At 75.0% G+C, this 2223-nt stretch carries 3 protein-coding genes and 2 pseudogenes; 1 reads left to right on the top strand and 4 read right to left on the bottom strand.

Going from position 1 to position 2223, the window contains the following annotated elements; genetic code table 11:
* Positions 1 to 394, top strand: a pseudogene (locus tag AB0K37_RS41795) (TetR/AcrR family transcriptional regulator); the annotation flags it as partial.
* Here AB0K37_RS41795 and AB0K37_RS41790 read toward each other — a convergent pair.
* The 4 genes and pseudogenes from AB0K37_RS41790 to AB0K37_RS41775 form a co-directional block, all read right to left on the bottom strand.
* The gene (locus tag AB0K37_RS41790; protein ID WP_363991681.1) at positions 391 to 993 is read right to left on the bottom strand and encodes an ATP/GTP-binding protein; all 603 of its coding nucleotides are present in this window, start codon (positions 991 to 993) and stop codon (positions 391 to 393) included. The pseudogene AB0K37_RS41795 and the gene AB0K37_RS41790 sit on opposite strands and share 4 nt — an antisense overlap.
* Complete coding sequence (locus AB0K37_RS41785; protein ID WP_185025215.1) at positions 974 to 1348, bottom strand: DUF742 domain-containing protein; 375 nt, start codon at positions 1346 to 1348, stop codon at positions 974 to 976. Before AB0K37_RS41785 ends, AB0K37_RS41790 begins: the two co-directional genes overlap by 20 nt.
* Positions 1349 to 1356: 8 nt before the next feature.
* Complete coding sequence (locus tag AB0K37_RS41780) at positions 1357 to 1797, bottom strand: roadblock/LC7 domain-containing protein (protein ID WP_205718435.1); 441 nt, start codon at positions 1795 to 1797, stop codon at positions 1357 to 1359.
* Positions 1794 to 2223, bottom strand: a pseudogene (locus AB0K37_RS41775) (hypothetical protein); the annotation flags it as partial. The pseudogene AB0K37_RS41775 and the gene AB0K37_RS41780, both read right to left, overlap by 4 nt.

Raw genomic sequence — 2223 nt, 5'->3', positions numbered from 1 at the left:
CCCGGCCGTGGTGCGGGCCTTCTCCCGCGGCGCGACCGCGCGCGTGGCGGCCGCGCCCGCCGGCAGCGCCGACCCGCGCGAGCGGGTCGGCGCCTACCTGCGGGCGATCTCGGGCGAGCTGGCCCCCGCGTCCGCCGCGTTCTTCGCCGACCTGGACGCGTTCGCCCCCGCGCGGGAGATCTACAAGAGCAACACCCGGTACGCGGTGCGCCGCGTGCAGGGCCTCGTGCGGGAGGCGGCGCCGGGCGGCGACGCCGCGTTCGTCGGCGCCGTCGCCGGGCAGGTGATGGAGTCCATCCACCGCGGCGAGATCAAGGCGCAGACCGGCATGGACGACTCGGCCGCCTACGCCGCGCTCGCGTCCCTCATCGTGGCCCGGATGGCGGCCGGCTAGCTCCGGGCCGTCTGCAGGGCGTGCTCGACGAGCGCCACCAGCACGCCCCGCGCCACCTCACGGCTCCGCACGTCGCACATCATCACCGGGACCTCCGGATCGACGTCGAGGGCGTCGCGGATCTCCTCGACGGTGTAGCGGCGGGCGCCCTCGAACCGGTTCGCCGCGATGACGAAGGGGATCCCCCGCTGTTCGAAGAAGTCGATGGCCGCGAAGCTCGTGCTGAGCCGGCGGGTGTCGACCAGCACGATGGCGCCGACGGCGCCGTAGGCGATCTGGTCCCACATGAACCAGAACCGCTCCTGGCCCGGGGTGCCGAACAGGTACAGCCGGACGCCCCCGGAGAACGTCAGCCGCCCGAAGTCCATCGCCACGGTCGTGGTGGTCTTGCCCTCCACGCCCCCGAGGTCGTCGACGCCCACGGACGCGTCGGTGAGGACCTCCTCGGTGCGCAGCGGACGCACCTCGCTCACCGCGCTCACCAGCGTCGTCTTGCCGACGCCGAAGCCGCCGGCCACCAGGACCTTCAGGGTGTGGAGCGGGACGTCGTCGTCGCGCCCGTGCGCGGTGGCGGTCGGGTCAAAGGCGGCGGAGTTCATCGAGCACTCTCATGAGGATGCGGGGGTCGGGGCGTTCGGTCTGCGCGGCCTGCGGCATCTCCTCGATCAGGCCGTACTGGTGCAGGTCCTCCAGCAGGATCTGCACGACCCGCAGCGGCAGGTCGGTCTCCGAGGCGAGGTCGGCGGGAGTGGAGGGCCGCCCGCACAGCTCCAGCAGCCGCCGCTGCTCGCGCGACAGCCAGACCCGGTCGGCCGGGGTCCGGCCGGTCGCGACGAGGACGGTCACCAGGTCCAGGACGAGCCCGCGGGGACGGGTGCGTCCGCGGGTGACCGCGTAGGGCCGGACGACCGGGCCGGCGTCCGACCCGACCCAGCGCTCTCTCGGGCTCTCCACGGCCGGCTCTAGCCTGACGCGCCCGAGCGCACCGGCGGGTCCTGCGACTCGGCGCCGCGCGGCTGGGCCGCCAGCGTGCGCCGCACCCGCTTGATCAGCATGGTCGTCTCGTAGGCGACCAGCCCCGCGTTGCCGCCGGCGTCGCTCAGCACGGCCAGGCAGCTCCCGTTGCCCGCCGGCATGACGAAGAACAGCATGCCGTCCAGCTCGACGACGGTCTGCCGCACCTGCTTGGCCTGGAAGTGCTCGCGGGCGCCGTTGGCCAGGCTGTGGAAGCCCGACGACAGCGCCGCGAGGAACTCGGCGTCCTTACGGGTGACGTCCCCCGAGGCGCCCATGACCAGGCCGTCCCTGGACAGCAGGACGGCTTGGCGGACCTCACCGACCCGCTGCACCAGATCGTCGAGCAGCCAGTCGAGCTCGCCGGAGGCGTTGCCCTGCCGCATCATGACTCCCCCCATTCATCGCGTGGATCGAGCTCGCCCGGATCGTCGTCGACCCTGCCGCGCAGCCATCCCGACTGCAGCGACGCCATCAGGTCGCGGCTGAGCTCCGGGCTCGGTTCTTCGAAATCGTCCTCGCCCGCCGCCGCGGCGGGCCGGCCGTGCCGCGGCGCGGAGCGCCCGCGCAGCTGCGGGGCCAGGGAACGCTGCCGCACCCGGCGCGGAAGCCGTCCCGTGACCTCGCTGTCCTCCACCCCGCCCGGCCGGGGCTCGGCGCCGTCGGGCCGGGCCCGGCCGTCATGCGGGTCGAGCGGTGGGTCGGACGGCAGCGCCGGCGGGGGCACGGCGCCCGCCCCGGCGGGCAGGCCGGCGGCCTCGTCGGACGGCCGCTCCCGGACGACCCGCCCGGGCAGCGCCGGGCGCGACGGGCGG

This window comes from Actinomadura sp. NPDC049753 (assembly GCF_040674655.1).
Lineage (GTDB): Bacteria > Actinomycetota > Actinomycetes > Streptosporangiales > Streptosporangiaceae > Spirillospora > Spirillospora verrucosospora.
The sequence above is the reverse complement of the archived record's forward strand: the minus strand, read 5'-3'. Positions and strand labels throughout refer to the sequence as shown.

What these genes read in the sequence shown, in the direction of transcription:
- AB0K37_RS41790 (WP_363991681.1), bottom strand. Translation starts at nt 993, where the DNA reads ATGAACTCCGCCGCCTTTGACCCGACCGCCACCGCGCACGGGCGCGAC.
- AB0K37_RS41780 (WP_205718435.1), bottom strand. Translation starts at nt 1,797, where the DNA reads ATGATGCGGCAGGGCAACGCCTCCGGCGAGCTCGACTGGCTGCTCGAC.